This is a genomic window from Aeoliella mucimassa (assembly GCF_007748035.1).
Taxonomy (GTDB): domain Bacteria; phylum Planctomycetota; class Planctomycetia; order Pirellulales; family Lacipirellulaceae; genus Aeoliella; species Aeoliella mucimassa.
In genome coordinates this window covers 3,644,906-3,669,665 of sequence record NZ_CP036278.1, presented here as the reverse complement: position 1 = coordinate 3,669,665, position 24,760 = coordinate 3,644,906, and the positions used below count along the sequence as shown (strand labels likewise).

The 24,760-nt window shown below is 58.8% G+C and carries 21 protein-coding genes; 10 read left to right on the top strand and 11 right to left on the bottom strand.

Going from position 1 to position 24,760, the window contains the following annotated elements; translation table 11 throughout:
* Positions 1-80 precede the first annotated feature (80 nt).
* A complete protein-coding gene (locus Pan181_RS14470; RefSeq protein WP_145247557.1) occupies positions 81-1,052 on the bottom strand; it encodes a D-2-hydroxyacid dehydrogenase in 972 nt (323 codons plus the stop codon).
* Positions 1,053-1,601: 549 nt separating this feature from the next.
* Here Pan181_RS14470 and Pan181_RS14465 point away from each other — a divergent pair.
* Together Pan181_RS14465 and Pan181_RS26585 are read left to right on the top strand one after the other, a co-directional pair.
* On the top strand, positions 1,602-2,507 hold the full coding sequence (locus tag Pan181_RS14465; RefSeq protein ID WP_145247555.1) for a DoxX family protein: 906 nt from the start codon (positions 1,602-1,604) through the stop codon (positions 2,505-2,507).
* A 111-nt stretch (positions 2,508-2,618) separates the two neighbouring features.
* Entirely contained in the window at positions 2,619-4,469 is a 1,851-nt protein-coding gene (locus Pan181_RS26585; RefSeq protein ID WP_231943598.1) for a Gfo/Idh/MocA family protein, read from the top strand.
* Between the two features lie 93 nt (positions 4,470-4,562).
* Here Pan181_RS26585 and Pan181_RS14455 read toward each other — a convergent pair whose 3' ends face one another.
* On the bottom strand, positions 4,563-4,979 hold the full coding sequence (locus tag Pan181_RS14455; protein ID WP_145247553.1) for a VOC family protein: 417 nt from the start codon (positions 4,977-4,979) through the stop codon (positions 4,563-4,565).
* Positions 4,980-5,252: 273 nt separating this feature from the next.
* Between Pan181_RS14455 and Pan181_RS14450 the strand changes: the two genes are divergently transcribed.
* Positions 5,253-7,118: a heavy metal translocating P-type ATPase gene (locus tag Pan181_RS14450; RefSeq protein WP_145247551.1), complete on the top strand. Its 1,866-nt coding sequence runs from the start codon at positions 5,253-5,255 to the stop codon at positions 7,116-7,118.
* A 30-nt stretch (positions 7,119-7,148) separates the two neighbouring features.
* Here Pan181_RS14450 and Pan181_RS14445 read toward each other — a convergent pair whose 3' ends face one another.
* From Pan181_RS14445 to Pan181_RS14425, 5 genes are all read right to left on the bottom strand, one after another.
* Positions 7,149-7,451 carry a hypothetical protein gene (locus tag Pan181_RS14445; protein WP_145247549.1) on the bottom strand — a complete coding sequence of 101 codons (303 nt, stop codon included), beginning with the start codon at positions 7,449-7,451 and terminating at the stop codon, positions 7,149-7,151.
* A gap of 21 nt (positions 7,452-7,472) precedes the next feature.
* Complete coding sequence (locus Pan181_RS14440; RefSeq protein WP_145247547.1) at positions 7,473-9,821, bottom strand: GH92 family glycosyl hydrolase; 2,349 nt, start codon at positions 9,819-9,821, stop codon at positions 7,473-7,475.
* A gap of 255 nt (positions 9,822-10,076) precedes the next feature.
* The gene (locus tag Pan181_RS14435; protein ID WP_145247545.1) at positions 10,077-11,312 is read right to left on the bottom strand and encodes a M16 family metallopeptidase; all 1,236 of its coding nucleotides are present in this window, start codon (positions 11,310-11,312) and stop codon (positions 10,077-10,079) included.
* Positions 11,299-12,564, bottom strand: a complete 1,266-nt coding sequence (locus tag Pan181_RS14430) for a M16 family metallopeptidase (RefSeq protein WP_145247543.1) — start codon at positions 12,562-12,564, stop codon at positions 11,299-11,301. The genes Pan181_RS14435 and Pan181_RS14430 overlap by 14 nt, the downstream gene beginning before the upstream one ends.
* 169 nt (positions 12,565-12,733) lie before the next feature.
* Positions 12,734-13,291, bottom strand: a complete 558-nt coding sequence (locus tag Pan181_RS14425; RefSeq protein ID WP_145247541.1) for a GNAT family N-acetyltransferase — start codon at positions 13,289-13,291, stop codon at positions 12,734-12,736.
* 413 nt (positions 13,292-13,704) lie between these two features.
* Here Pan181_RS14425 and Pan181_RS14420 point away from each other — a divergent pair, with 413 nt between their 5' ends.
* From Pan181_RS14420 to Pan181_RS14405, 4 genes are read left to right on the top strand one after another with little or no spacing between them, the layout of a single operon-like run.
* Positions 13,705-14,706, top strand: coding sequence for a metal ABC transporter solute-binding protein, Zn/Mn family (locus Pan181_RS14420; protein ID WP_145247539.1), 1,002 nt, complete (start codon positions 13,705-13,707; stop codon positions 14,704-14,706).
* Positions 14,696-15,499, top strand: a complete 804-nt coding sequence (locus tag Pan181_RS14415; protein WP_145247537.1) for a metal ABC transporter ATP-binding protein — start codon at positions 14,696-14,698, stop codon at positions 15,497-15,499. Before Pan181_RS14420 ends, Pan181_RS14415 begins: the two co-directional genes overlap by 11 nt.
* A 50-nt stretch (positions 15,500-15,549) precedes the next feature.
* Positions 15,550-16,896, top strand: a complete 1,347-nt coding sequence (locus Pan181_RS14410; RefSeq protein ID WP_145247534.1) for a metal ABC transporter permease — start codon at positions 15,550-15,552, stop codon at positions 16,894-16,896.
* A 2-nt stretch (positions 16,897-16,898) separates the two neighbouring features.
* On the top strand, positions 16,899-18,206 hold the full coding sequence (locus tag Pan181_RS14405; protein ID WP_145247532.1) for a metal ABC transporter permease: 1,308 nt from the start codon (positions 16,899-16,901) through the stop codon (positions 18,204-18,206).
* Between the two features lie 20 nt (positions 18,207-18,226).
* Here Pan181_RS14405 and Pan181_RS14400 read toward each other — a convergent pair whose 3' ends face one another.
* The 3 genes from Pan181_RS14400 to Pan181_RS14390 are packed head-to-tail and all read right to left on the bottom strand — an operon-like array spanning position 18,227 to position 21,063.
* A complete protein-coding gene (locus tag Pan181_RS14400; protein ID WP_145247530.1) occupies positions 18,227-19,444 on the bottom strand; it encodes a sodium:calcium antiporter in 1,218 nt (405 codons plus the stop codon).
* On the bottom strand, positions 19,416-20,153 hold the full coding sequence (locus Pan181_RS14395) for an ion transporter (RefSeq protein ID WP_145247528.1): 738 nt from the start codon (positions 20,151-20,153) through the stop codon (positions 19,416-19,418). Before Pan181_RS14395 ends, Pan181_RS14400 begins: the two co-directional genes overlap by 29 nt.
* Positions 20,154-20,202: 49 nt before the next feature.
* Positions 20,203-21,063, bottom strand: a complete 861-nt coding sequence (locus Pan181_RS14390) for a deoxyribonuclease IV (RefSeq protein WP_145247526.1) — start codon at positions 21,061-21,063, stop codon at positions 20,203-20,205.
* Between the two features lie 142 nt (positions 21,064-21,205).
* On the opposite strand from Pan181_RS14390, the gene ndk reads away from it, so the two are divergent.
* The 3 genes from ndk to Pan181_RS14375 all read left to right on the top strand — a co-directional run bounded on the left by ndk (position 21,206) and on the right by Pan181_RS14375 (position 22,411).
* Positions 21,206-21,664, top strand: a complete 459-nt coding sequence (ndk, locus tag Pan181_RS14385) for a nucleoside-diphosphate kinase (protein WP_145247525.1) — start codon at positions 21,206-21,208, stop codon at positions 21,662-21,664.
* Positions 21,665-21,744: 80 nt separating this feature from the next.
* Positions 21,745-21,993 (top strand): hypothetical protein, encoded by a 249-nt coding sequence (locus Pan181_RS14380; protein WP_145247523.1) that lies wholly within the window; start codon positions 21,745-21,747, stop codon positions 21,991-21,993.
* Complete coding sequence (locus Pan181_RS14375; protein WP_145247521.1) at positions 21,980-22,411, top strand: type II toxin-antitoxin system VapC family toxin; 432 nt, start codon at positions 21,980-21,982, stop codon at positions 22,409-22,411. The genes Pan181_RS14380 and Pan181_RS14375 overlap by 14 nt, the downstream gene beginning before the upstream one ends.
* 8 nt (positions 22,412-22,419) lie before the next feature.
* Here Pan181_RS14375 and Pan181_RS14370 read toward each other — a convergent pair whose 3' ends face one another.
* A complete protein-coding gene (locus tag Pan181_RS14370) occupies positions 22,420-24,459 on the bottom strand; it encodes a sigma 54-interacting transcriptional regulator (protein WP_145252229.1) in 2,040 nt (679 codons plus the stop codon).
* Positions 24,460-24,760: the final 301 nt, after the last annotated feature.

Sequence of the window (24,760 nt, the reverse complement as noted above, 5' to 3'; positions counted from 1 at the left end):
CCCCAAAGGAACCGGATTGGGGTGCCTGTAAGGTCGGTTTTTATCAGTTCAGCACTCTTCGCGACAAGCTGCTGCGACCACTAATCTTCCAATTGTGCGGGAAACGGAAAGCCAAGTTTCTTGTCGGTAACGTTCTTCAAAGGCTTGCCATCTCGGAAGCGTCGTAGGTTATCGCAGAAAAAGTTAGTCATATCCTCGATGCGGGTCTTGCACTGTCCACCAACATGAGGAGTGAGCACCAAATTAGGTGCGGTCCACAGCCGACTGTCTTCCGCAAGTGGCTCGACTTCGGTCACGTCCAAACCGGCGCCCCATAGGTGGCCCGACTCGAGCGCATCGACCAAGTCGTCTTCTACCACGATCGGTCCGCGAGCCATGTTGATGAGTACCGAACCTGGTTTCATGCGCGCGATTCGCTTGGCGTCGAACATGCCGCGGGTGACATCGTTGAGCGGAATCGCCAAAATCACGATGTCGCAACGCGGCAGCATTTCGTCGATCTGGTCGGCGGCCAGCAGTTCGGCCACCTCTGGTGGCTTGTTCACTGGGAACCAGTCGGTCGCCAGAATCGTGGTGTTGAACACGCTAAGCACTTGGGCGAGCCGACGGCCGTTGCCGCCGAGGCCGACGATACCAACGGTGGCGTTATGCAGATCCTGCGTCGGCCGGCGGATGAATTCTCGCTTCTCCATGGCCTCGAAAAACACCGGTAACCGCCGCAAAGAACCCGCCAACAGGGCCATGGTGTGATCGGCCACCTGATTGGCCAACACGCCCGAAGCGCTGGTGACGAGGATATCCGACTTGACCACTGGCGGTTCCAGGCAGTGGTCCATGCCGGCCGCTGAGGACTGAATCCACTGCAACCGCCCGCCTGCGACAACTTCCTCCCAAGGCACCGGCACTTTGGCGTGGCCGCAGTAAATATCGGCGGTCGGCAGCAACTCGGCGATCCGCTCCTGACCGGCGTCGACAATCTCCCAATCGGGGGCGACCGCCTGAATTTGGGCGATGTGTTGCGATTCTACCGGATAGCAAAGAACGATTCGCATGGCGAGTTAATCGATAAACAATAAGGCATTTAGTTAATCACAACGGGCGACGATGCCCGACGACCATAGAAAGATGACACGAATCGGGCAGTTTGCCAACGGAGCGGCCGCCTGAGCGAATTAGCACAGAAAGACAGTGCATAACCAGTTCAGGAAAAAACTCAAGGAGTTAAATCCACTTTTCAAACATCTGTTGGCAATTTGTTGTGAGACTCGCTATCATGATGAACAGCGAAAGCCTAAGCTTGGCCAGCAACCGCTGGGGTTTTTGCTAACTGGTTGCTTTCCTTCAACTGCCCCATCAAGGTAGCTTCCGGTTCCCTCCCATTATGCAGGTCAACCTTCCAGCCGGATGACTTGTCTTTCACACACCGTATCAATTTTTAGGGCATAAGCGTGGCGAAAAACGATTATCGCGTGGGTGCGTTTGCCGTTTTGGCAATCGTTCTCTTACGCTTGGCAATCGGTATACAGTTCCTTGGCGCCGGTATCGAGAAATTCGATCCCAGCTTTAGTTCCGAGGGCTTTTTACGTGGCTCCAACGGTCCCATGGCCGAGTTCTATCAGTCGATGGCTCCGTTGCCTCACGACTGGGACACATTGGCCGAGGAACCTTGGCCCGAGTCGTTCAACTTCGACCATGAGCGTCGCTACTTTGGTGCGACGAAGGACGATCCGGCAATGATCGTGCGGGAGGTAAAGACCAAGACCGACGACCTCGGATTCATCCCCGAACCGACCGAAGCCTACGGACCCTGGATCGCCCAAGTGGCCAAGGACTGGAAGGCAACGGCCGAGCAATTCAAGAAGATTCCCGGCATCACCGACGAACAAAAAGCCGAGATCGACTCGACCTACGAAGCCCACTACCGGGCGCTGGCTTACTTCGCCGAGATGAATCGGGGAGCCTTCGAAGAATGGCACCACGAACTCGATCGTCTCGAAGATTTGAAAGAAGAGCGTAAGAACGACGACGCACCTTACATGGCCGAGCGTATTTCCGACAAAAAATCAGAGACCACCGGCAAGTGGCGCCCGCTACTCGGTGGGGTGGGGATTGAGGAAGACCTGTACAAGTCGGACCTCAAAAGCCTGCTTACCGACGAACAACTCGACAAAACGTCCGTAAAACAACGTAGCGAAGCTATTTTGAATCCACCGGCAGAAGTCAAATCCATCGATCGTGTGGTCACGTGGTTCACCCTCGGCGTAGGGGTGCTGTTGATCACCGGTTTGTTCACCCGCCTGACATCAGTAGCTGCGGCCGGGTTCTTGCTTTCGGTCATGTCAACTCAGCCCGTCTGGGTCGAGGGTGTCCCCTCGTTGGCAGTCGCGTTGTTCCCCTACCAAGGCATCGAGTTCTTCGCGTTGTTGGTACTCGCAGGGCTGGGAGCTGGCCGCTGGGCCGGGCTCGACGGAGTCCTGTTTGGCCGCAAGGAAGACAAAGAAGGCTAAGCTCCGGCTGGCCATTTTAAGCGTGGCCACTCGAAACAACATCATCGTTCCATCTTAAAACTACCGGCCACGAGCCATTTCCATTAGATCAATCGCTGGAGGTTTCAGGCGATGCATTTTACCGACGAACAAAAGAAAGAAGCCAAGCTGCACTACGACGAGACCTTAATGGTCAATCGTCGCGGATTCCTTAAAGGTATCTCTGCAGCCGCTGCAACTTCGGCCGCCGGACTCGGTGGAGCTTACTTTGCCTATGGTAAAGTCGAAGAGCCGCTACGCGTCGGCATCATCGGCACCGGCGACGAAGGCAACGTGCTGATCGGTGCGTTGAACCCCGAGTTCATCGATGTCAAAGCGATCTGCGACATTCGCCCTTCCAACGTCTGGCGTGCCTTTAATGGCGACTGGCCGAACGAAAAAGGCCAACCAGCGCGTCCCGGTTTGCTGAGCGTGTATGGCAAGTCGCGCAACTGGAAGACGGAAGACGACGCCCGCAAGGAAGTAAAGGTTTACACCGAAGGTTACAACCAGCTTCTGGAAGACGACGAAATCGAAGCGGTGATCATCGCGTTGCCGCTTTGGTTGCACGCTCCCTGTGCGATCGACGCCATGCTGGCTGGCAAGCACGTGCTGACCGAAAAGCTCATGGCCCACAGCGTGGGTGAGTGTAAGGAAATGGCCCGCGTAGCTGCCGACACTGGTAAGTTGCTGGCCACCGGCCATCAGCGTCACTACAGCGTGTTGTATGCCAACGCGGTCGACACCATTCAGCAAGGCGTGATCGGCGACATCCATCACATTCGTGCTCAATGGCACCGCACTGCCGATAGCTGGCGTCCATCGTTGCCGGAGCCGAAGGATGAGTTCTGGTATCGCGACTTCGACATCGGTCTGCGTGAACTTCGCAAGCAGACTGCCGAAGCCAAGAAGACCGGCGACAAGAAAGCCGTTGCCGCCGCGCAAGCAGCCGAGGAAGCCTTTATCGACCTGCACGGAGTGGTCTCGAAGCACAAGAGTGTGAAGAGCCGGGTCGATAATCCGAGCATCACTGGTAAGGAGAAGGAAGGCTGGATCAAGTGCCTGACTCAGCTTGATAAGATTATCGAAGATGCCGGTGTGAATGCGGCTTCGTATGGTTATCAATCGCATTCGCTACCAGGTGGCTACAATTGCTCGCCGTTGGAAGAGTTGATTCGCTGGCGTCTGTGGAACCGCACTGGTGGTGGTTTGATGGCCGAACTTGGCAGCCATCAGCTCGATGCCTCGGGCATCTTCATCTCCGCCCAGTTCAAGGGACACGTCAAGGTGCATCCGCTCAGCGTCACCGGCGTGGGTGGACGTCACCTGTATCCCGAGAATCGCGACATCGACGACCACGTCTACTGCACCTTCGAGTATCCCGGTAAGGGCTATTTCGAAGACGACGATCCGACGAGGCCGGTGGCCGATCCGAACAAGAAGGTGGTCGTCACCTACTCGTCGATCAACGGCAACGGTTACGGTGGCTATGGCGAAGTGGTCATGGGTACCGACGGTACGCTGATCCTTGAGAAGGAAAGCGAAACCTACCTTATCGGTGGTAAGAAGCCGACCAACGTAAAGGTCGATCGCGATGCGGTGGTCGACAGCTACGAAACCGGCGGCGGCGGTGCAGTGGCTGCAGCGGCCCCCAAGGACATCAGCCGCGGCTACCAGGAAGAGATCGAACACTGGGCTTGGTGCATCAAGAACAACAAGCCTGCCGAAACGCTGCACTGCCATCCCAAGGTCGCCATGGCCGACGCGATTATCGCGCTCACCAGCAACATGGCGATGGAACAGCAGCAGAAGATCGGGTTCGATCCCGCCTGGTTCGATATCGATAACGATGCTGTGCCGACCGGCCCCACGCCTCGCAAGGCGAGCGACATCGGCAAGAGCAACTTTGGTGCTCCCCAAGCTGGTAGCGACAACGTCGCCTAGTAGCCAATTGGCTCAAGCAAAGGTTGCCGTACGTCCTCCGTACGACCCCACAAGCAAACCACCCTCAGCCCGGGACGAAAGTCCCGGGTTTTTTTATGCCGACGGCTCCGCCCACGGGTTGTACGAACCAAAATGCCAGAGGTGGCCTTCCAGGTCGTAGCAAGAGTAATGCCGACCACCGTAATCTTGATCAGTCGGGGGCATCACCACCTTTGCACCTGCTGCTACCGCGCGAGCGTGATGGGCGTCGACATCGTTCACTACCACGTACGCGCTCTGAGTGCACACTCCACCAACGGCCGAGGGTAGCTTTTGGAGACCATCAAGCTCGGTGTTGCGCACCGAACCGAGCATGATCATGCCATCCCGGTAAGTAAGTTGTGCGTGATCGATCTTGTGGTTCTCACCAGGCACGACCAGGTGCTGCTTAAATCCAAACGCCTTGCACAGCCATTCGATAGCAGCAGCGGCATCGTTGTATTTGAGCGTCGGAACGATCGGCGAAGGCATGGCAACTCCTGTCGCAATGGTGGTGGGGGGAACACAAACAATACATCGCCGCCTGCGGTGGCAATTGGCCATGTTCACTGTAGGGTTAGCCGCCATTTAGTCAACTCGACAGCACGTTTCGAGCATTGGTCTCAGTCTCAATCTCAAACGCTATCCACTGGACAGATGAATTGCGCTCCGCGGGTGGCTTCGCAACTTCTGCAATCAGTGCGCGAGTGATAAGATGCGAACAGTGCTTCTCAGCTGTTTCTTAATCTTTAGTGGCTACGGTCGATGAATCGATTTTCTCTTGGGTATCTCTGGTCGCTTCGGCAGTATCTGATTGCCGCGCTGGCGATCGTGGCGATTGTGGTTCATCTGGTGCTTCGTTTCGGCCCGAGTGCCGACACTGAGCTTGCGAAATGGCCGCTGCTGGTTGCCTTGGGGCTTGGTGGTATTCCGTTGGTTGGGGAGCTGCTTGGCAAACTCTTTCGCGGCGAGTTTGGATCGGACCTGCTGGCGGGCATTTCGATTCTCACCGCAACCGTGCTCGGCGAGTACCTCGCTGGAACGCTCGTGGTGCTAATGCTCTCAGGTGGCGAGGCCCTCGAAGCCTTCGCGGTACGCAGCGCTTCGTCGGTGCTGGAAGCCTTGGCAAAGCGGATGCCAACCGTCGCACATCGCAAGAGCGAATCGACACTCGAAGACATCCCGCTCGACGCGGTGGTGCCAGGCGACGAGCTGGTGGTGCTGCCTCACGAGATCTGCCCGATCGACGGAGTGGTGATCGAAGGCCATGGGGTGATGGACGAATCGTACCTGACCGGCGAACCCTACATGATGTCGAAAACACCAGGGGCCGAAGTCCTTTCGGGCGCGGTGAATGGTGAGTCGGCCCTCACGATTCAGGCAACCAAGCTGGCGGTCGATTCGCGTTACGCGAAGATCATGGAAGTGATGCAAACCACCCAGCAGCGGCGGCCCAAGCTCCGCCGACTCGGCGACCAGCTTGGCGCCTGGTACACCCCGCTGGCGCTGGCAATCGCCGGCATCGCCTGGGCGATCAGCGGCCAGCCGGTACGATTTCTGGCGGTGCTGGTCGTGGCGACTCCCTGCCCGCTATTAATCGCGATTCCGGTCGCTATCATCGGCGCCATCTCTCTGGCGGCGAAGCGGGGTATCGTGATCAAAGACCCCGTGGTGCTCGAACGCATTGACTCGTGCCGCACTGCGATTTTTGACAAAACAGGGACTCTTACCTATGGTCGGCCACAGTTGACCGAACAAATCATCGCCGGCGATATCAAGCGTAGCGAACTATTGAGTCTGGCTGGCAGCGTCGAGCGGTACTCGAAGCACCCTCTGTCGCAAGCCATTGCCGAGACGGTTCGCAAGGAGCAAATCGCACTCCGCGAGGTGCATGAAATCAGCGAACGCCCCGGCGAGGGGCTCCGCGGTCGGGTTGGAAACCACAACGTGTGGATTACCAGTCGTAAGCTTTACGCGAAGGCGGATCCGCAGGGGGCCGAACAACTGCCTGAATCGATCGGCGGAACCGAGTGCGTGCTCGTGGTCGACGACAAGCTGGCGGGCATTTATCGTTTTCGCGACGAGCCGCGCCGCGAAGGGGCGCAGTTCATCCACCACTTGGAGCCGATGCATCGCTTCGAGAAGGTGCTTTTAGTCTCTGGCGATCGCTCGTCGGAGGTCGAACACCTGGCCGAGCGGGTCGGAATCTCGCAAATCTTCGCCAGTCAAAGCCCTGAGCAAAAGGTGGCCATCGTCGAACAGGAGAACGCCAAGGCGAGTACCATGTTCGTGGGCGACGGAATCAACGATGCCCCAGCACTACTGGCTGCGACGGTCGGCGTGGCCATCGGTCAGAACAGCGATGTAACGACCGAAGCGGCCGGCGTGGTGATTCTCGATAGCTCGCTCGAGAAGGTCGACGAGTTCATGCACATTAGTCAGCGGATGCGGAAAATCGCCCTGCAGAGCGCCATCGGTGGCATGGCCTTGAGCGTAGTTGGTATGGGATTCGCCGCGGTGGGATTGCTACCACCCGTTGCGGGTGCGGTGTCACAGGAGATCATCGACGTGCTGGCGGTGCTCAACGCGTTGAGGATGTCGCTGCCGCCGAAATCGCTCACCGACTTCTAGTTTTATCAGCGTAATCAGGATCGGAGGGCGCTACCAAGGCCAACGATTACCAACTGGCAGGTGATTAACCAGCATCCGAGCCCAATAGAGATGCACCAACAAGGCCATGACCGCCAGCAAGCGAGCGGCCCATCCCGGTTGCATCCCCGCCCGTGCGCAGAAAGTGATGCCGATCACGAATACCGCTATCGCGCAAGCCAGGCTTGCTTCGTCGAGTGGTTCGGGTCCACTCGCTGTGTGACCTGGTGCGATCAGCATGTAGAGTAGATGGGCGACCGCTGCATAGATCGCCGCAGTCCATCCTGCGTGGAGGTTGTTCGTTGCTGGAGCCATGGCGTTTGGACAACGCTGCGGTTAGGGAGCGATGCCAGGAGCCTCTTCGAGTCCCCATTGCTTGTTCGGTTGCGGGCCAAGAGTGAAATCGAGCTGGCCTCCTTGAACGACGTCGCGATGCGATAGCCAGCAACGATTAAGCGGCGAAGCATTCCACTCTGTATTTTGAATGTAAACGTTCTCCGCAGAATTGTGTTGCGTCGTGATCGTCAGCTGATCGCCATCGTAATACCGGCGATCAAACTGAATCGTGACCCGATCGAACAAGGGGGACGTTAATTCGTAGATCGGATCGACCGAGGCTCCACCGTCGACCTCGAACAATCCGATGGCCATCAACACTCCTAGGGCACCCATTTGACCCTGGTCCTCGTCGCCATTGTAACCAGCGTAGGGAGTGGTGCCCGCGAACGCTTCCAGTTTAACTTTGCGAACCCATTTTTGCGAAAGCCAAGGGGCACCACAGTAGTTAAACAAATGGGCCATCGCCGTGCCGGGCTGGTTGTCGTAGTCCACCAAGCGGCTCGCGTGCTCGCCATGTGGAGCCTGGTAGTGTTGGTCTTCGCTCGCTTCGAACGAGTGGTTCAAAAAGTCGCGATAGGCTTCGGGACCGCCAAACATCTCGATAAGTCCCGCCATGTCGTGCGGAACGTAGTTCGAGTAGATCATGCTATTGCTCTCGCAAAAGCCTTTGGTGCTGGCTCCCTTGGCAATCGGCTTGAAGTCGGCAATCCACTCGCCGGACTTTTCACGAGGCCGCATTAGCTTGCTCTTGGCATCCCAAAGTTTGCGGTAGTTCTGCGATCGCGTAGCGAAGAACTCGTAGTCGTCCTGCTTGCCCATGCCTTTGGCGAGTTGAGCCAGGCACCAGTCCTGGTAGGCGTATTCGAGAGTCATGGCTGCTCCGTCGCGATGGCCCCCTTTGCCTTCCACTCCTTCCGGAACATAACCCCGCTCGACGTAGTACTTCATACCGCCGCCGGTTGCGGGGTGGTCGTCTTCGTAGCCAGCGTGGTCGCGGATGCCCCCTACGAAGGCATTCTTCCGCAAGCCTTCGTAGGCGGTTTGCGCGTCGTACCCACGAATACCTTTGTTGTATGCACAGGCAAAGAACGACACCGCGGGATCGCCGATCATCACGTAGGTGTAGTTGCCGCCGGACGGTCCGCGGGGGATGAGTCCCCCATCGCGATACATGTCGACCATCGTCTCGCAGGTGCCATCCATCACTTCGGGATACACGAGCGACCACAGGATGTTGATCGACCAGTGACTTCCCCACAAAGCGTCGAAGTTGTAGTGGGGGAATAGCGGCTTGCCATCCGCGCCGAGTCGCTTGCGACGCACTCTGGGCTCGCTACCAGTCATGTCGCAATAGCTACCATCGACATCGCTTACGATCCTGCGACCGAGCAGCGCATGCCAGAGGTCGGAATAGAACTTCACCCGCTGTTCGGGCGTGCCGCCGGTGATTTGAATGCGGCTGAGCCATTGGTTCCACTCTTGGTCGGACTCACGCCGGACGCGGTCGAAGTCCCAATGCGGTAGCTCGCTTTTCAGGTTTTTGCGGGCTCCATCGATGCTGGTGTACGACAGCGCCAGCTTCATCTGCACGGCTTCGCCTTCGCTGGTAGTGAACTTGACTGCCGCGCCGGAGTTGGGGCCATCGACCATGTTCGACTCGCCAAGTAGCTTGCCATCGCGCCAGCCAATGAGTTGGCGGAAGGGTTTATCGAACTGGGCGACAAAGTAAACGTAGGTATCTTTCGGCCGGCGATCGGTTCCTCCCATCAACACGCGACCGGTGATTTCGCGATCGTTCACCTGCTCGATACGCGACGTGATCATCGGCCCGTGGGCGAGGAACGCTCCGGTGTCGAACAACACGTACGTGTCGTCGCTCGCAGGAAACGTGTATCGGTGCATCCCCACTCGGCACGTCGAAGTGAGTTCGGCCGTGATCTTGTACCTGTCGAGCACCACCTTGTGGTAGCCAGGGCGAGCGACTTCGCTGTCGTGGGAGTATTCCGACTGGTAGGCGTTCATTCCTTTGTGCCCTTGGAACTCGCCGACGGTCGGCATTACGGGAATGCCGGCCAACTGCCAGGCGTGGATGTGACTGAAGCAGCGAATCTTCTTATCACCGTACAAGTATCCCGATTTCCAAGTCCCTTTGGTTTGCGTATCGGGACTCAGGTTCACCATGCCGAACGGGCGGCAAGCACTCGAAAAGTAAAACCATCGCGAGTTGTGGGTGTCGATCTGAGGATTCACCAGATCGACGGGGCGTTCGTCCGCGGCGATCGCCTGAGTGCTGGTGGAGGCAAGTACCAGTAGTGTGCAAATTAGGTAAGTCTTGGGAGGGAACATCGTGAGCACTCGGGGAGAAGGAAAGGGTGATTCGTTGAGGTTAATCGCGGGCGCGAACGCTCACAAGTTCGCTATCCGGCAAGATGAGCCTGGTTGTAAGAAACTCGGCAGTTGTTGTGCCGATTCGTGGAATAGCGGGTGTCCGAGTTTCGGACTCGACAAACAGCTCACCGAGTGCAAATGCGTACCTGAGTGCACGACCGCGCACGCAACCGACAGCTGTAATGGAGCGACTGGATTCTTGCAGCGGATCGCTTAGAGTCCAGCAATTGAACTCAATGGTCCCACCGCGGCCGTGGAATGTTGCGACAGCGGATACTTGGCCAGTACGGCTAGCAGGTCGTCGAGCGTGACCGCATCGACCGCTTGGAGATCGTCGGTGATCGAGCGATACTCGCGTCGTTGCAGCCAGTTGCCGCCGACGCTGAACAGTCGGCTGCGAGGGCGTTCGTTGCCCAGTACCACCCGAGCCTTCACCTTGTTCTTGGCTTGCTGCAGTTCTTCTGCTTCCAGCCCTTCGCGTTCAACCTTCTCGTAAATCGCTTGCAGACGCGCCAGGTTGTCGGCCGTGTCTTCGGGTTCGCAGGCCAACCAAGTGTAGAACATGCCAACGCCCTGGTACTCGTAATGTCCCAGGCTAGCGCTCTCGACCAGGCCGGGATCGACCAGATCCCAGTACATGCGACTGCCGGAATCATCTCCGATGACGGTTGTCAGCAACTTGGCAGCAAAGCGATCGTGGTCACCTGCCGCGGGACCGTTTCTCAGTTGTAGTACGTACTCTTGCGTGCAGGTGGAGTTCACTTTGCACTCGCTAAGCGGGTGCAACCGCGCGGGCGGCACCACTCGCTCGGCGCCGCTTGATTCCCAGGCACCGCAAAGCTCTTCGACCTGTGCAACCAGTGCGTCGAAGTCGACTTTGCCTGCCGCGGCGATAAACAGATTGTCGGCAGAGTAGCGATCGCGATGGTAAAGCAGCATCTGCTCGGGGGTCAGTGCGGTGACACTTTGCTCGCTACCGATCACGCTATTGGCAATCGGATGATCACCGAAGCAGAGTTGTTTGATGCGATCGTCCATGCCGTAGGGTGGTTGGTCGAGATACATTTGAATCTCCTCGACAATCACCTTCTTTTCCATCTCGAAGTCGCTCTCGCGAAGACTTGGCCGCATGATGTCGGCCAGAATGTCGAGCGCAGCCGACTGGCACTCGGGCAGCACCGAGGCGTAATAAACCGTGCTCTCTTCGCTGGTGAACGCGTTGTAGTGGGCGCCGATTTCGTCGAACTCGCGATTCACATCGTCGGCACTGCGTCGCGGAGTGCCTTTGAAGACCATGTGCTCGAGAAAGTGGCTGATGCCAGCCAGCTCGCTGGTTTCGTCGCGCGATCCTGTGCGCACAAAGAACCCCAGCCCCATCGAGAGGGCTTCGGGATTGCACTCGGCCACGATCTCCAGGCCATTCTCAAGTCGGTGACTACGAAACTCCATCAGGTAGCTCCAACGGCTGGGGACCCAAGGTCAAGGCGGTAAACGTAAGGGGAGGGTTCTCGGCGAGGAACGCGTTGATGCTCTCGGCAGTCAGTGCATCGACCTTGGCCGAGACTTCCGACAACGGTCGCACTCGCTGCAAGTGATACCAGTCGCGAGCCAGCGAGCCCGCCCGCGACGAGGTCGACTCCTGCTGCATGATCAAGCTGCTCTTGATGCGAGCCTTCAGACGGTCGAGTTCTTCGACCAGCACCCCTTCGCCCAGGCGGACGAGTTCGGCGTGGGTCACGTCGAGCGTTTCCTGCGCGCGTTCGGCGGTGGTGCCTGCGTAGCAGTACACGGCCGCCCGGTCACGCTGAGTGTTGAGCGAAGCATAGACGGTATAGCAGAGGCCGCGCTTCTCACGCACTTCGCTAAAGAGTCGCGAGCTCATGCCGCCCGACAGCACGCCGACGGCCGACCAGGCCTCGAAGTATTGCGGGTGACGGTATGGGATCGACGGAAAGGCAAGTCCGATGTGCGATTGATTCGACTCGTAAGGCAAGTAAGTCGTTGTGGGACCAGGCACTTCGGTGATTGGTGTTTCGGCTGGCTGTGGTTGCCAGTCGCCAAACAGCTCGTCGACCGAGTCGGAAACTTGCTGCCAATCAAAGTTGCCGGCGACGCCGAGGATGGCATCGCGAGGGCCATACTGCTTTGCGTAAAACTGATTCACGTCATCGATCGTCAGCGAGTTGAGCGATTCTAACTCGCCGTGGCTGGGGCGTCCCCAAGGGTCCGCGTAATGGCGGCGACGCAGCTCGGACATGAGTTTCTGGCCGGGCTCGTCCTCAACGCTACGGATTTCTTGGATGCAAACCGCTCGACCTGCTTCCAGTTGGTCGGCAGGCATATGAGGTCGGCGAACCACGTCGGCGTAGATTCCCAGGGCCGCCAGCAGGCTTTCGCTGGTGGTTGCAGCGCTGAAGCTGGCCTGCGACACTCCCACCGACTCGTGGCGTTCGACACCGAGGTTCTCAAGATCGTTAATCAACGCGCGGCTGTCGCGGTCGCCTGCGCCGCGTAGCATCATCTCGCAGGTCAGGCTGGCCAAGCCTGCTTGCTGGCGATCGTCGTGACGACAGCCCGCGGGCAGAAGCAGCGAAAAGGCTGCTGATTGAAACGATGGCTTCGGTTCGCCAATGAGTACAAGACCGTTATCGAGTTGATAGATGTATTCGGCAGGCACCGGCAAACCAAGGTTGGGAGACATAGGAGGAACACAATCGCCAAGTTGCGGCAGCCTGTTCCGATGGCTATCGCGGCTCTTGTGAGAGTTGCTCGGAGATGTCACCGCCAGAGTTGCAAGCACGCCTGTGCGGCACGCACTAATGTGGTCCATCGCCGGGCAGAGGGCAAGTGCCACCCAGGCGAGGGCGTTGCTAGCTGAGGGCCATTTCCACGGTCTTGTAGATGGTCTTCGTCCGCTTAAATCCGAGTCGCTGGTATAAGCGAGCCGCGCCGACGTTCTGCGAAGTGACTTCCAGATACACCTGCGGCAGGCCAACTTGCTGAAAGCCCAGCAGTGCGGCGCTCACGAGCGCGGCACCCAGGCCGCGATGGCGATGTTGGGGCACGACGCCGACGTTCTGAATTGCCCCATATGTGGCATCGTACCGCGATCCTTGAATCGTTGCGCAAGGCTCCCAGCCACCACGTTGATCGTAACTGGCGATTAGCCAAGTCGCCTCGGCAATGAATCCGCGGCCCGCGCTAATGTCTTGCATCAGCTTCCGGCATCCCTCGGGATTCCCCAAACAGGGAAACAGCTCAGCATCCATTTCGCAGTGGAAACTCAGATACTTTGCCTCGGCGTGGTCTTCCAACAGGGCAGGGCACCAGGGGACCAAGCGGTAGTCTTTGGGCAGTCGCGGTGCGAGGGGCGGGCGTCGACGCAGATCGACTTCCATGCGGTGCCGCTTGATATAGGTAACGCTCATATTCGATGTTCGCCAGGCCGTTCCAAAGGAAAACGGCCACAGGGATCCGAGGGGAGAAAGCAGCGAAGGCAACATGCGACCTAACTCCTGCACGGCGTGCCGCGCAACTGGGGTGGAGAGGTACGCGAACCTGTCCTTCGCTCTCGTTGCCGACGCACTCGTACGCTGTGGCCTCTGCAATTTAGCGTTGAGCGGGACCAAGGTCAAACTTTTCGCTGGCACGGAAATCAGCTCAAACCGCGGGATTTGTGAGGTTTTAACGAGTGTGCATCGGATGCCGGCATGCGGTTGGCCGCGAGCCTTGTGGCAATCCGTTGCTTGGGAAGTTCTCCGTTGACTTGAATGGCGACCCGCGTATAGATTTTGATATATCAAAAACTCGCCAAGCGCAAGCGATTAAACAAGTTAGGCCCATGGGTTTTGACCCGTCCAAATATGCTCTGCCGCTGTTCATGGCCATGCTGGCCGTGATCGTGCTGGCTGCGTCGGGTTGCGACGGCCCCGCGAGCCAAGCGGCGAGCCAGCCACCGACCTTCACCGGCGAACGTCCCCTCAGGGTGCTATGCACAACCAGCCAGGTGGCCGACGCGGTGCGTCATATCGCCGGTCCAGCGGCTGAGGTCTCGGAGCTGATGGGCCCGGGGGTCGACCCTCACCTGTTCCGCCCACGGCCGTCGCACGTGTTGAAGCTTGAGCAGGCCGACATCGTCTTCTACAGCGGGCTGCACCTGGAAGGGCGGATCGTCGAAACGCTCAAACAACTCTCCGAACGCAAACCGGTGATCGCGGTGACCGACCGCCTGGTCAGCACTCACGACCCGCGTTTGCTTTCGCCGCCGGAGTTCGAAGGGATGCACGACCCCCACGTCTGGCACGACGTGAGTTTGTGGGCGGATTGCGTCGCCTACGCGGCCGAGAAACTTGCAGAGTTCGATCCCGCGCGGGCGGAGATCTACCAGGCGAATGCGGACGAGTACGTCGGACAGCTGCGTATTGTCGATCAACTGGTGCGAGATCAGCTACTGGCGATTCCCGATTCGAAGCGGGTGCTTGTGACCGCCCACGATGCGTTTGGCTACTTCAGCAAAGCGTACGACATCGAGACCATCGGGCTCAAAGGCATCAGTACCGACGATCAGGCCGACTTCGCTCACCTCGACGAAGTGCGACGATTACTCGTGGACCGCGAAGTGCCGGCGGTGTTCGTGGAGTCGAGTACCTCGCCCAGGTTGGTGCAAAAGCTCATCGAAGAGTGCGCTTCGGCCGGGCATGAGGTGCACGTCGGCAAGGAGCTTTACTCCGACGCCATGGGCCCTAAAGGCTCCGGCGCGGACGAGTACATCGGCATGATTCAGGCGAATGTTCAATCGATAATAGCAGGATTGACGGGAGAGAATAATCGCCATGGTGAGTGAGAATCGCGACGCAATCGCTGCGTTGCCTGCCAGCAAGATCGCGCTCGAAGTGCACGACATGACCGTTGCCTATCGACGCAAGCCGGTGTTGTGGGATATCGATCTCACGGTTCCGGAGGGCAATCTGGTGGGCATCGTCGGCCCGAATGGGGCGGGCAAGTCGACGTTCATCAAGTCGGTGCTGGGATTGGTGAACCTGGCGAGTGGCAAGGTCGAAATCTATGGCAAGCCGTACCAGGAGCAGCGACACCTGGTGGGATACGTTCCCCAGCGCGAGACCGTTGATTGGGACTTTCCTGTCACGGTGCTCGACGTCGTGCTGATGGGCACCTACGGTCGACTCGGCTGGTTTCGCCGCGCCGGCAAGGCGGAGCGAGCACTGGCCCTCGAGTGCTTGGAGCAGGTGGAACTGTCGGACTTTGCCGATCGACAGATCCGCCAACTTTCAGGCGGGCAGCAACAGCGGGTGTTCCTCGCCCGGGCGCTGGCGCAGGATGCGAAGGTGTACTTCATGGACGAACCGTTTGCCGGCGTCGATGCGGCCACCGAAGCGGCCATTCTGCGGTTGTTGCAGAAGTTGCGTTCGGCCGGCAAAACCGTGTTTGTGGTGCATCACGATCTGCAGACCACCCGCGAGTACTTCGACTGGGTGGTGTTGCTCAACTTGCGACTGCTGGCTTGCGGTCCGATCGAAACGACATTCACGAATGCAAACCTGCACAAGACTTACGGCGGACGACTAACGATTCTCGATCAAGCCGCCGAAGCGGTCCGTCGTCAGGCGCCTGAATAAAGGGCCAGCTGACAAACGGTGTTCGAGTTCCTCCAACCCTAGTTTCTGCCGTGTTCGATTCGATTGTCTACAAAGTGATGCTTGGGGCCTCGTTGCTGGGGGCCGCTTCGGGCTTTGTCGGTACGTTTGCCGTGTTGCGTCGCCGGGCGCTGGTGGGCGACATGTTGGCCCATGCTTCGCTGCCGGGCATCGGATTGGTGTTCATCATTTGGCAAACCCGCGAGTTGCTTCCGCTTTCACTAGGTGCCTTGGCCACTGGTCTGCTCGGCGTGGCCTGCGTTGCGGGCATTGCTCGGTGGACCCGCACCGCCCCCGACGCAGCGCTCGGCATCGTGCTGAGTGCGTTTTTCGGGGCCGGCGTGCTGCTGATGACCATCATCCAGGCGACTCCCGAGGGAGATAAAGCGGGGCTCGATTCGTACCTGTTTGGAGAAATCGCCAGCTTGCGTTCGCGCGACGTCACCATCATTGCGGCGACTGGCGGGCTGCTCCTGGTGTTCGTGATCGCGCTCTACAAAGAGCTGAAGGTGTCGTCGTTCGATACCGGATTCGCTGCCGCACAAGGATGGCCCACCTATGCATTGGATCTGGCGATCATGGCGGCCATTGCGGTGGTGACCGTCATCGGACTGCCGATCTGTGGGGTGATTCTCATGGCGGCCATGCTGATTACGCCGGCCGCTTCGGCCAGATTCTGGACCAATCGCTTGACGCCGATGTTGGCCATCGCGTCGTTGTTCGGAGCCCTCGCGGGGGCGCTAGGATGCCTGTTGGCTGCGCCGGGCGTGTTCAAAGCCCTGGGCATCCACTGGCTAGAAATCGGCGGCATGGTCCATCTTCCTCCCGGCCCGCTGATCGTACTGGCCGGTTCGGCGCTGCTGATATTCTCGATGCTGGCCGCCCCCGAGCAAGGCATCGTTGCCCGCTGGCGTGGCCGCCGCAGGATGCAACGCATGATCGCTCGCGACCACCTGTTACGAGCGATGTACGAACTTTCGCCTCGGCCGGAAGACGCGCGGCCGTGGATTGAACTCGACAAGCTCACCAACTACGGCGGCTGGACCGACCACACCGTGCATGCCAAGGTGCGCGATGCCGATCGGGCCGATTTGATCGAGCGCGATAACGATCGTATTCGCTTAACGCCCGATGGGTACAGCAAGGCCGCCGAACTGGTGCGGGCGCATCGGTTGTGGGAACTCTACATGGTGGGCGACTGGGACCGATCGCCGGAGCGGGTGGATCATTACGCCGACGACATGGAACATCTGTTGCCGCCGGAAGTGATTGAGGAGCTGGAACAAAAACTGCGTGCTGAGGGACGTTTGCCTTCCGATTTGCCAGGCGAGGTGCCGCGTTCGCCGCATGTGCTGCGTTCGCGAGGGGGGAACCAATAACCGTGGAAACTCTCGCCTTGATCAATCCGTTCGCGCCCGACACGTTTCCGATGGTGCTCCGCTTGATGACGGTTGCCGTGGTAGTGAACGTCTCGTGCGCGCTGGTCGGTTCGTTTTTGGTGCTCCGCCGCATGAGCATGATGGGCGACGCCTTGTCGCACGCGGTGTTGCCGGGGCTCGTGATTGCTTTCCTCTTCTCCGGTAGCCTGGGGATTGGGCCGATGTTTATCGGTGCGGTCGTGGCCGGCATGGCGACCACCTACCTTACGCAAACGCTGCACAACTACGGGCGTTTGACTACTGATGCGGCGATGGGGGTGGTGTTTACCTCTCTCTTCGCCCTCGGGGTCGTGTTTCTCAAGCTATTCGCTTCGCACGTTCATCTGGATGCCGCGTGTGTGTACGAGGGATCGTTGCTCAAGGTGCTGGAGACCATCGAAATCGGCGGCCTGCAGTTGCCGCGGCAGTTGCTGATTGCGGTGCCGGTGCTGGTGGTGAGTGTCGGCGTGATTGGTCTCTTGTGGAAAGAACTCAAACTGACCACATTCGACGCGTCGCTGGCGACCGCGATGGGCATCTCGGCTCCCGTGGTGCACTACACGCTGATGACGCTGGTCGCTCTGACCGCGGTCGCTTCGTTCCAGGTGGTGGGATCGATTCTTGTGATTGCGATGCTCATTATTCCCCCAGCGACCGCCCAGCTATGCGTCGAACGACTGAGCCATATGGTGTGGCTCTCGTGCCTGCTCGGCGCCGCGGTCGCGGTTTGCGGATCGGTGACCGCGGTCTACTTCGATGTGTCGCCGCCGGGAACGATGGCCGTGTACGCGGGGCTGTTCTACGCGATGGCCATGGTGTTCTCGCCGACCAATGGTGTGCTGTCGCGGGCGTGGTTCCATTATCAAACCGCCAGTCGCATCGTCCGCGAAGACCTGCTGGCCATGGTCTATCGCGTGGAGGAACTCGACAACACTCGGCACTTGAAACGGGAAAGCGCCGTGGAAGCGGTCGGCGGAGGACTGGTCGCCCGTCGCGCCCTTCAATCGCTGCTATCTGGTGGAGAGATGACCGATGGTCCCGAGGGAATCGCTTTGACCGAATTGGGACGCGGGCAGGCGGCCACCATGGTGCGGACGCATCGCTTGTGGGAAACCTATCTCGTGGAAGAGCTGAACTTGCCGCTCGATCATGTGCATGAACCAGCCCACCGGATGGAGCACTTTATCGACGACGAAATCCGCGAGCAACTCGCCGAACGATTACCCGAGGGGGCCGAAGATCCCCACGGCCGCGAAATTCCCGAACCATAGCGTTCAAGAGTCCGAAGCTCTTAGTGCCAGAGCGAGCCGACCACTGCGTAGCCGACGAAGATTAGGTAGAGCAGCAGTAGCAGTAGTGCTTTTCCTCGTCCCAGTTGCCTGCGATACCACAGCACCAGCAGGGTGACCGCGGTAAGCACCCATAACAGCAGTCGCAGGCCGACCAGGCCGGGTATTGGTTCGCCATCGGGCGAGAGCAGCACCGGTTGCCAGCCAACCAGGTACGAGTTCACGAGCAGCGGAATCGACAGGCAGACGCAGATGTCGAAGATGTTGGAGCCAAACGCGTTGGAGATCGCGCCTGAGTCGTCGCCCCGCATCGCTGCGCCGATCGAGAGAAACGTATCGGGCACGCTCGACACGGCGGCCGCCAGGATGACCGCGACAAAGAAGGTAGGCACCTGCAGGTGCTCGGCCGTGGCCCTGGTGAGGTCGACGAGAAAATAGCAAGCGATGGCCGCAACCATGGTAGCCACTGCGACAATCGCCCAGGCGGTAACGTGATTCATCCGTAGTTGCACCGCACCAAACAAGCAGCTAGCCAACTGAGGCGTTTCTTCCTGCTCTTCGGCCAGTTCTTCCGCCAGCTCTGCAGCATCGAGGTTTTGCCGATGCCTCCAGGTGTCGCGGGCCAACTGGGCGACGTACACCAAGTACAAGCCGAGGAAGATCAAAGCGTGCCACCAGCTCATTTGCGGTTCGTACAAGAACAAAATGAGCAGCATTTCGCAAACGAGAAACCAAATGCCGTCGCGAGCGAGCACTTCGTTGCCGACCTCGACGTACGGTTGCGACTTGCGCCGGAACGAAACCACCAGTCCTACCGCTGCTGGGATGAGAATCATGTTGTAGACTGCGCTACCCGCACAGGTGGCAATGGTCGAGCCATAGCCTTCGGCCCCCACCGCGGCTGCCTCGCCAGCGTCGACCGACGACACTGCGACCACGACGAAGAAGATGCCGCTAAACAACTCGGGCATGCTGCTGGCAATCGCGTCGAGCGTTGCCCCTCGAACCGAGCCCGGGATGCGGAGCGCGGTGCCGATCCACTGCGCGGCTTCGGCAAAGGGATCGCACGCCTGCCAGATGACGATGGCAATCATCACGCCCGAAGCGAGTAGCACACCTAGTTGCCAAGCCGCCAGCCAGCACCCCACGAGCGCGGCAAGCGTTACCAGGGCAATGGTGATGCCTGTGAAGTCAAGTTGTGGTTTCGCTGGTGACTGCATTGGTTTTGTCTGAGTTCGACAATCGGCGGGCTTCGCTCAAAGCGGAAGAAAACAAACCCGCCGGTACGGCGACCACTCCCAACCCTCCCATCAACACGAAGAAGGTAAAGATGCGGCCGCCGAGAGTAATGGGGTAAATGTCACCATAGCCGACCGTGGTTAAAGTGACGATCGCCCACCAAAGACTGGTGAAAATCGAGTCGAACACTTCCGGCTGAGCGGTGTTTTCAAAATAGTAAATGCCTACTGCGGAGATATAGAACATCATCGAAGTGACGATCGAAAACAAAATGAGTTCTTCTCGAATCAATCCAATCGCGATGCTAAATCGCTTCATCGCCTGGTTGTATCGCAACAGCTTGAACAACCGGAACGCTCGCAGCAATCTCAACACTCGCAACGACCGCAGATCCACTCCTCCAGGCAGGTAGAAGGGTACTATAGACGCAAAGTCGATTATGCCAAAAAAGCTAAACATGTACTTTAGCTTGTTATCCGCTACCCAAACTCTGGTCAGGTACTCCAGCGAAAAAATGCAGACGGTTACGCTCTCAATGATGCGGAGCACTCGGTGGACATGTGGTGGTAAGTCGGGAAGCGTTTCGATAGAGAACGAAAATAGCGAAACAATAATCAACACCTGCACGGTTAGATCAAACCACCAACCAGCCGATGTGTCGCTATCTTCCACAATTGCTTTGAGACGCATGTGTCGCTCCCCCCGATACTAAGACGATTGCTCTGGGTATGTCCTCTTATTACTTCTCGATCAAGCCGCGTAGCGTGCGTAGATTCACCACATCGAAATCCTCGCCCAGGTCGCTCGTGCCTTTCGGGGTTTCGAGGTACATCGGTACTTTCTTGAACCGGCGGTCGTTTAGCAGATGACGGAACGGCTCGAGGCCCATCTCGCCTTCGCCGATGTGAGCGTGGCGGTCTACTCGCGAGCCAAGTGGTTTCAGGCTGTCGTTCAGGTGGAACGCCTTGACCATCTTGTAGCCGACGGTCTTGTCGAGTTCGCGAATGGTCGCCAGGTATTCCTTCTTGGTCTCCATCGCGTAGCCGGCCGCGAACACATGGCACGTGTCGAAGCAGACCCCCAGACGGTCGGGATCGCGAGTCTTTTCGATGATGCCCGAGAGGTGCTCGAACCGCCAACCGAGATTCGACCCCTGCCCAGCGGTGGTTTCGAGCAGCACCTGCGAGCCGATGCCTTTGGTCTGCTTGTGGACTTCGTTCAGTCCATTGGCGATGCGGCGGATGCCTTCGGCTTCGGTGCTGGTGGTGAACGCTCCCGGGTGGGCGACCACGTAGGGGATGCCGAGCTTGTCGGCCCGCTGGAGTTCGACCACCAGTGCGTCGATCGACTTCTTCCACAGCTCGTCGTCGGGGCTGCCGAGGTTAATCAGGTACGAGTCGTGGGCGATCGGATTCGTGATGCCAAGCTCGGCGAGGGTCGCCTTAAACCGCTCGGCCTCGGCGTCGGTAAGTTCCTTGGCCCGCCATTGGTTGTTATTCTTGGTAAACAGCTGAACGCACTCGCAACCAGCCCGGCTGGCCGCCTCAACGGCTTTGTAATAGCCGCCGGCAATCGACATGTGGGCACCGAATAGGGGCATTTGAACCTTTCCTAGCTTGTCGTTTCGTCCTTCGCCATTCGGACTTCCCTGGGTGGCTCCCCGTTGAACACTCGCGCGGGGTGACCTAAAATCCGAGTCCCAACCAACTTACACTATCCACCCTGCAGGCGAGAACTTCCCTATGCAACGCACGCTTATTCTGCTTAAGCCCGACTCTGTCCAACGCCGTTTGATGGGCCGCATCATCTCGCGGTTCGAGGACAAGGGACTCTCGTTCGTCGGCATGAAGCTGATGCAGGTCACGCCTGAGCTGGCCAAGCAGCACTACGCAGAGCACGTAGAGAAGGCCTGGTACCCGACGCTCGAGTCGTTCATCACCGGTGGCCCGATCGTGGCCGCGGTGCTGGAAGGTCTGGAAGCCATCACCGTGGTCCGCGACATGCTGGGTGCGACCAGCGGGTTGAAGGCCGCCCCAGGCACCATCCGCGGCGATTTCAGCAGCAGCCGCCAGATGAACCTGGTGCACGGCTCCGATGGTCCCGAAGCGGCCGAGCGGGAAATCGCCCTCTACTTCACCCCTGAAGAGCTGGTGGACCACACCCCGACGATCGCCACCTGGATGCGGGCAGCCGACGAATAGTCGCCCCGCGGGGCAACTTGGTAACTGCGGTGGCCTCGGTATTCCGATTTGCGTAGCATAGATCGTAAGGAGGAATTGCCATGTCCAGCAAAGTACAAGAGATTCTCGCCAAGGTTGAAGAACTGACCGAAGCGGAGCGCGCCGAGCTTGTCAGTAGTATCATGACTGCCAAGCCAAGCCATGCTGCGCAAACAGACGAACAACCTAAAAGATCAGTCTTAGACGGCTTTAAGGAACGCGGGATGATCGGCTCGATTACCGACGCCCCTCCCGATTGGTCGACGAATCCAAAGTACATGGAAGGCTTCGGTAGCCATGAAGCTGAGTAAGCCGGTACTTGTGGACACAGGTCCTATTCTCGCACTTTACAATTCCGGAGATCCAGCGCATCAAGTCTGCTACGATGTGTTCGATGCCTTACCGTTTGGGAAAGCCTACACTTGCTGGCCAGTTGTAACCGAAGCGATGTACATGCTGAGGAAACAGCGCAGCCAACAACAAGACCTGTTTCGAGCGATCATCTCAGGCGACTTCAGCTTGCTTCCGCTAACCGAAGCAGATCTCCCCGAAATCAGCTCGATTTTTGCCAAGTACCACGACCAGCAGCTTGATCTGGCGGATGTCTGCCTGCTGCATTTGGCCAATCGGGAATCAATGGATACCGTGTTCACGGTCGATCGTCGGCACTTTCAACTGCTACAGAAAGCAGATGGTAGCCCACTGACGCTTCTGCCCGAACAGCTTTAGCCACCCGGTTAACGCTTGGCCGCTTCGCGGTGGGCGTTTAGTTCGTAGCGTTGGATTTTGCGGTCGAGCGTCGAGCGTTCGATGCCTAGGATCGAAGCGGCTTTGCTCTTGTTCCAGCCGGTTGATTCGAGTGTTGCCAGGATGTGCTGCTGCTCCATTTCGGCCAGCGAGCAAGGCACGAAACCGTCGCTTGGCAAGTTCGCCGAGCTTCCACCGGTCTCGGTGTCGCCTGCGGTTTTGAGCGTCGAGAGAATCAGGTCGTCGTGGTCGATGAACTCGCCGCGGGCGAGCACCACGGCTCGCTCGATCACGTTTTTCATCTCCCGCACGTTACCCGGCCAGCGGTAATGTTGCAGTTCCTCAAGCGCCCGTGGGGTGAAATCGCGGATCCGGCGGCCGGTTTCGTCGTTGTAGCGATGCAGGAAGTACCGCGCTAGCTCGGGGATGTCCTCGGGCCGCTTGCGGAGCGCGGGCACGATGATCTCGAGCACGTGCAGGCGGAAGTACAAGTCGCGGCGGAAACGTCCCTCCATCACCTCTTTTTCGAGGTCTCGGTTCGTTGCGGCAATCACACGAACGTCGGCCTTAATGGCTTCGCTGCCGCCGACGCGTTCGAACGGATGCCCTTCGAGCACACGCAGGAACTTGGCTTGGATTGTGGGGCTCATCTCGCCGATTTCGTCGAGCATGAGCGTCCCTTTGTTGGCCGATTCGAACTTGCCCAGCTTGCGGTGCGTCGCACCGGTAAAGGCTCCCTTCTCGTGGCCGAACAGTTCGCTTTCGAGCAGCGTTTCGGAGAGCGCCGCGCAGTTCAAGCAGACGAACGGCCCTTTTTTCCGCGGGCTTGAGTAGTGCACCGCTCGGGCGACCAGTTCTTTGCCTACGCCGCTCTCGCCGCGGATCAGCACTGTCGAACGGCTGGGAGCCGCTCGCGCAATCTGCTGGGCGACGCGGTGCATCGCTTCGCTGCCGCCGACGATTTCGCTCTGCACGCCGAGTTGTTCGCGGAGCTGAACGTTCTCGTCGCGGACCCAATTCAGGTTCTCGGCCAGCTCTTGCCGGCGATCGAGGTTCTGCAGGGTCATCGATACCGTGTCGGCCACGGCCAGCGAAAACTCCAAGTCATCGGGATCGAGCGGACGCGCGGCATCCGTGGAATACAAGTGCAGGATGCCCAGCACGTTGCCATCTTGCCGGATCGGGGCGCAGATCACGCTGGTCGCCAGGATGTCGCCGCTCGAGTCGCGGGCGCCGAGTTGGCTGTCGTCCATCACGTTGCGAGCGAGCACGCCCTGACCGTCGCGCATCACGGTCGAGGCCAGGAACTGGCTGACTCGGTGATACCGGTGGGCCGACTCGCTACGCGAGGCGATCACTTCGAGCGTTTCGAGCGTGCGGCCCCCTTCGTTGTCGCGTCCCCGCAGCAGCAGGCCGCCGGCGTCGATCTGGGTGCTCTCAAACAGCGCGGCCATGGCCGAGTTGGCCAGCGACACCACGTCGGTGGTTTTGGCCAGCTCGAATGCCAGTCGGCAGAGCTTGGTCGCGGCTCGGCCCACTTTAGGGGTCGCGGGTTGGTCGTCGTGGCTCGAGGCCTCGAGAAACCGGCTCTGGTCGCGGCGGTGGGTGATTTGGGTCGGTTCGACCGGCTCGAACACGCTTTCGTCGTCATCATCGTCCGACAACGCGCTGCGGCTCTCGTCGACTGGCCGCGATGTCCGCAGCACGCTCGTGGGGTCGGGAAACGCGTGCGACAGGTTGTCGACAAACGCCAGGTGCGAGTTGCCGATGCGGATGATGTCGCCCGGTTCCAGGGGGTAATCCGCAGAGATTACGTCGCCATCGACCTGGGTGCCGTTGCGGCTATCGAGGTCGCGCAGGGTCCACTGCTGCTGAATTTGGAAGATTTCCGCGTGATTTCGGCTGCAACGCTCGTCCTTCACCACGATGGCATTCGTTGGCGCCCGGCCAATCGTTACCGATTCCCCCTCAACAAGGCGAAAAACATCGGTCCATTTGGAGCCTTCGCGAATAACCAAGTACGCGGTCATCGAATAATCATTGAATCCATATGCCAGGGCGGGATGGTCAGCCGGACTGGGCTGTGGCAAACAGCCTTCCCCCGCTAGGTTTTCACCTAATACAGCCTATTCCTACTATACCTAGATCATCAAGTGTAAATGAAGCCGGAAATGCCTAACTGGCCGTAACTTAGGGAGTTTTTACTGCTTCTACGAGCCTTCGGACGCTCGAGATCGGTAGTTACCGCATGCCGGATCGCTTGCAGGACATATCGATCGACACCATTCACAGCCTCTGAATAGGCGAAACCGATTGCGAGAGCACGACTTA

Coding starts and splice junctions, on each gene's coding strand:
- Pan181_RS14470 (WP_145247557.1), bottom strand. CDS start 1,052: ATGCGAATCGTTCTTTGCTATCCGGTAGAATCGCAACACATCGCCCAA.
- Pan181_RS14465 (WP_145247555.1), top strand. CDS start 1,602: ATGGCCGAGTTCTATCAGTCGATGGCTCCGTTGCCTCACGACTGGGAC.
- Pan181_RS26585 (WP_231943598.1), top strand. CDS start 2,619: ATGCATTTTACCGACGAACAAAAGAAAGAAGCCAAGCTGCACTACGAC.
- Pan181_RS14455 (WP_145247553.1), bottom strand. CDS start 4,979: ATGCCTTCGCCGATCGTTCCGACGCTCAAATACAACGATGCCGCTGCT.
- Pan181_RS14450 (WP_145247551.1), top strand. CDS start 5,253: ATGAATCGATTTTCTCTTGGGTATCTCTGGTCGCTTCGGCAGTATCTG.
- Pan181_RS14445 (WP_145247549.1), bottom strand. CDS start 7,451: ATGGCTCCAGCAACGAACAACCTCCACGCAGGATGGACTGCGGCGATC.
- Pan181_RS14440 (WP_145247547.1), bottom strand. CDS start 9,821: ATGTTCCCTCCCAAGACTTACCTAATTTGCACACTACTGGTACTTGCC.
- Pan181_RS14435 (WP_145247545.1), bottom strand. CDS start 11,312: ATGGAGTTTCGTAGTCACCGACTTGAGAATGGCCTGGAGATCGTGGCC.
- Pan181_RS14430 (WP_145247543.1), bottom strand. CDS start 12,564: ATGTCTCCCAACCTTGGTTTGCCGGTGCCTGCCGAATACATCTATCAA.
- Pan181_RS14425 (WP_145247541.1), bottom strand. CDS start 13,291: ATGAGCGTTACCTATATCAAGCGGCACCGCATGGAAGTCGATCTGCGT.
- Pan181_RS14420 (WP_145247539.1), top strand. CDS start 13,705: ATGGGTTTTGACCCGTCCAAATATGCTCTGCCGCTGTTCATGGCCATG.
- Pan181_RS14415 (WP_145247537.1), top strand. CDS start 14,696: ATGGTGAGTGAGAATCGCGACGCAATCGCTGCGTTGCCTGCCAGCAAG.
- Pan181_RS14400 (WP_145247530.1), bottom strand. CDS start 19,444: ATGCAGTCACCAGCGAAACCACAACTTGACTTCACAGGCATCACCATT.
- Pan181_RS14395 (WP_145247528.1), bottom strand. CDS start 20,153: ATGCGTCTCAAAGCAATTGTGGAAGATAGCGACACATCGGCTGGTTGG.
- Pan181_RS14390 (WP_145247526.1), bottom strand. CDS start 21,063: ATGCCCCTATTCGGTGCCCACATGTCGATTGCCGGCGGCTATTACAAA.
- ndk (WP_145247525.1), top strand. CDS start 21,206: ATGCAACGCACGCTTATTCTGCTTAAGCCCGACTCTGTCCAACGCCGT.
- Pan181_RS14380 (WP_145247523.1), top strand. CDS start 21,745: ATGTCCAGCAAAGTACAAGAGATTCTCGCCAAGGTTGAAGAACTGACC.
- Pan181_RS14375 (WP_145247521.1), top strand. CDS start 21,980: ATGAAGCTGAGTAAGCCGGTACTTGTGGACACAGGTCCTATTCTCGCA.
- Pan181_RS14370 (WP_145252229.1), bottom strand. CDS start 24,459: ATGACCGCGTACTTGGTTATTCGCGAAGGCTCCAAATGGACCGATGTT.